We start from the raw sequence: 2,959 nt of genomic DNA, 5'->3' as shown, positions 1-2,959 counted from the left end.
CGCGCGCCGCCGCCGCCCACGCGCACGCGCCCTATTCGCGGTTCGCGGTCGGCGCCGCCGTGCTGCTGACCGACGGGACGGTGGTGACGGGGGCGAATGTCGAGAATGCCAGCTACGGCCTGTCGCTCTGCGCGGAAACGGTGGCGATCGCGACCGCGAGCGCGGCGGGGCGGCTGCGCGACGTGGTCGCGATCGGCGTCGTCGGCGGACCGATCGGCGGGACGGGCGACACCCCGGTCAGCCCCTGTGGCCGCTGCCGGCAGGTGCTCAACGAGGCCGCGCAGCTGGGCGGGCGCGATCTACCCGTCCATTGCGGCGGGCTGACCGGTGGCCCGATCGAGACGCACCGGCTCTCCGCACTGCTGCCGCACGCGTTCGGGCCCGCCGATCTGGGTCTGTGACGCCAAGCGGCTTGCCCGCTCCGCCGTTCGGGGCGAAGACCAGCCATGACCGTGATGTCCGACCGCTGGATTCGCGAGCGCGCGCGCGGCGGGATGATCGAGCCGTTCGTCGAGGCGCAACGGCGCGAGGGCTGCATCAGCTACGGCCTGTCGTCCTATGGCTATGACGCGCGCGTGGCGGACGAGTTCAAGATCTTCACCAACGTCGATTCGGCGACGGTCGATCCCAAGGATTTCGCCGCCAACAGCTTCGTCGATCGCCGCACCGATTGCTGCGTCATCCCGCCCAACAGCTTCGCGCTGGCGCGGACGGTGGAGTATTTCCGGGTGCCCCGCGACGTGCTGGTGATCTGCCTCGGCAAGTCGACCTATGCGCGCTGCGGCATTATCGTCAACGTGACGCCGCTGGAACCCGGCTGGGAGGGGCATGTGACGCTGGAATTCTCCAACACCACGCCGCTGCCCGCCAAGGTCTACGCCAACGAGGGCGCGTGCCAGTTCCTGTTCCTGGCGGGCAACGAGCCGTGCGAGGTAAGCTATGCCGACCGGGCCGGGAAATATATGGGACAGCGCGGCGTCACCCTGCCCCGGCTATGAGGCCGGGCGCGCGGATCGGTTTGATCGCGTTGCTCCTCCTCGCGGCGTGTAGCGGGCGGCCCGCGACGCTGCATTTTCGCGTGACGGTGGACATCGATGACCATGGGATCGAGCGGCACGGCGCGGGCGTGTGGAGCGTCACGTACCACAAGCTCTACCTACCGGGCTGGGCGCCGATCCAGTCGGTGGCGGCAGGCGACGCGGTGCCGATCCGGCTTGGCGACGGCGGAGTGCTGCTCGCGCTGTCTGACTGTTGCTTTAAGAACCCAAGCGGCATGGATGACCTGCCGGCCCACGTCTTCCCGGACGAGCGCCTAAGCGATGATCCCCTCGACTGGACGCGGCGGCTCGCGGCAATGGCCGGTCGCACCGGCCTCATCACCTGCCCTTATTACCGCCGGTCCGGCGCGAAGTCGCTCGACCCCGTGCCCGACATCGACTGCCTGCTGTTCGTGCGCACCGCCGACCCGCGCCGACCCGACAAGCTGCGGCTGATCGATCCGGCGACGATGGGCGGCGACCCGGGTCTGAAAGTCGTGCGGGTGGCCGTCACGATCGACCGTCGGCCCATGACGCGGCAAGTGGATCGCTTCCTGCCCTGGGCCAACGACGGGTGGTTCGCGCGCCATCACATGTGCACTTCCCGGCGCGGCGAGCATCCGGTGTGTTCTGGCTCGCTACGATGGGGGTAGGCGCCAGCGGGGGCGAGACGATACATCGATCGCCGCTATGAACGCGAGCGGGGCGGCCTTTTCAGACCGCCCCGCCCTGCCAATGCAATCGTTGATCAGAACCGGTTGTAATATTGCTCGTTACCGACGAACCCCAGCTTCGTGACCGGCGACCGCTTGATCACCGCCAGTGTCTGGTCGACCACTTCGTAGCGGGTCTGCGGATCGGGTTGAAATTGCAGCTCCGGCTCCGGGTTGAGCGTCGCCGATTGGTCGAGATAGCTCTTCAGCGTCGGGTCGTTCACCGGCACGCCGTTCCACGTCACCACGCCGCCTGCATCGATCGCGATCTTGTTCTTCTGCGGGTCGACCTTTGGCGGGTGCGTATTGTTCTGCGGCAGATCGACCTTCACCGCGTGGGTCTGGATCGGGATGGTGATGATGAACATGATGATGAGCACCAGCAGGACGTCGATCAACGGCGTCATGTTGAGGTCCATCATCGGCTCGCCGTTATCCTTGCCGCCGGACATCGACATATGCTTGCTCCTGAACGTTGGTGAACGGCGGTACGGTCAGAGACGCGCCGAGTTTTCTTCGGCGGGCGGCTCGGAGATGAAACCGACCTTGGAAAAGCCGGCCTGCTGCATCGTATAGATCGCGCCGCCGACGCACTGGTAGGGCGTGCTCACGTCGGCGCGGATATGCGCCTCCGGCAATTCCAAATCGGGATTGTTGACGCCACCCTGCCGTGCGATCTCAGCCCTCAGCTTGGCGACCGCGAACTTGAGCAGGTCGTCATGGTTGATCCGCGCCGTGCCGAGATAGACCTGGCAATCATTGCCCTGGCCGACGATCGACAGCGACACATTCTCCGGCTTGGTCACGGTCGGATCGAAGCGGACATTGGGCAGCTTCAGCTTGAGCGACTGCACCACCACCGGGACCGCGATCAGAAAGATGATCAGCAGCACCAGCATGACGTCCACCAGCGGGGTCGTGTTGATGTCCGACATGGTGGAGTCGCTGTCGCCGCCTACGCTCATCGCCATGGCTTGATGTTCCTGCTGCGCTGGGGCCACGGCCCCGAAAGGTCACACGAATGAAGGGGGAAGCGAGACCTTCCGGCGCCGATCCGACGGCGCCGGGGTCCCGACCATCCTAGCTGTTGTTGGGCTTGCCGCCAGTCGCGCCGAAGGTGGACGAGCCCAAATTGCTGGTCGCGGGCGTCGCGGTCGCCGACGAGGTCGCGGCGGGCTTGGCACCACCGGTCGCGGTCGCGCCGACCGC

The 2,959-nt window shown here is 66.7% G+C and carries 5 protein-coding genes; 3 read left to right on the top strand and 2 right to left on the bottom strand.

Annotated elements, in window-relative coordinates; genetic code table 11:
• The 3 genes from HUU95_RS12695 to HUU95_RS12685 all read left to right on the top strand — a co-directional run.
• A partial coding sequence (locus tag HUU95_RS12695) for a cytidine deaminase (RefSeq protein ID WP_174280434.1) occupies positions 1-401 on the top strand: 401 nt, incomplete at its 5' end.
• A gap of 45 nt (positions 402-446) precedes the next feature.
• On the top strand, positions 447-998 hold the full coding sequence (dcd, locus tag HUU95_RS12690; protein ID WP_174280433.1) for a dCTP deaminase: 552 nt from the start codon (positions 447-449) through the stop codon (positions 996-998).
• 80 nt (positions 999-1,078) lie between these two features.
• Positions 1,079-1,690, top strand: a complete 612-nt coding sequence (locus tag HUU95_RS12685) for a hypothetical protein (RefSeq protein ID WP_174280432.1) — start codon at positions 1,079-1,081, stop codon at positions 1,688-1,690.
• Positions 1,691-1,785: 95 nt separating this feature from the next.
• Here HUU95_RS12685 and HUU95_RS12680 read toward each other — a convergent pair whose 3' ends face one another.
• Entirely contained in the window at positions 1,786-2,208 is a 423-nt protein-coding gene (locus tag HUU95_RS12680) for an ExbD/TolR family protein (protein WP_174280431.1), read from the bottom strand.
• A gap of 36 nt (positions 2,209-2,244) precedes the next feature.
• Positions 2,245-2,721 carry an ExbD/TolR family protein gene (locus HUU95_RS12675; RefSeq protein WP_174280430.1) on the bottom strand — a complete coding sequence of 159 codons (477 nt, stop codon included), beginning with the start codon at positions 2,719-2,721 and terminating at the stop codon, positions 2,245-2,247.
• Positions 2,722-2,959 lie beyond the last annotated feature (238 nt).

It is taken from the genome of Sphingomonas bacterium (assembly GCF_903643065.1).
Classification (GTDB): Bacteria; Pseudomonadota; Alphaproteobacteria; order Sphingomonadales; family Sphingomonadaceae; genus Sphingomonas.
Note: the sequence above shows the minus strand (reverse complement) of the source record. Positions and strands in the feature narration are given on the sequence as shown.

Bases quoted from the DNA above. Each gene is read 5' to 3' on its own strand.
- HUU95_RS12680 (WP_174280431.1), bottom strand. From the start codon at position 2,208: ATGTCGATGTCCGGCGGCAAGGATAACGGCGAGCCGATGATGGACCTC.
- dcd (WP_174280433.1), top strand. From the start codon at position 447: ATGACCGTGATGTCCGACCGCTGGATTCGCGAGCGCGCGCGCGGCGGG.
- HUU95_RS12675 (WP_174280430.1), bottom strand. From the start codon at position 2,721: ATGGCGATGAGCGTAGGCGGCGACAGCGACTCCACCATGTCGGACATC.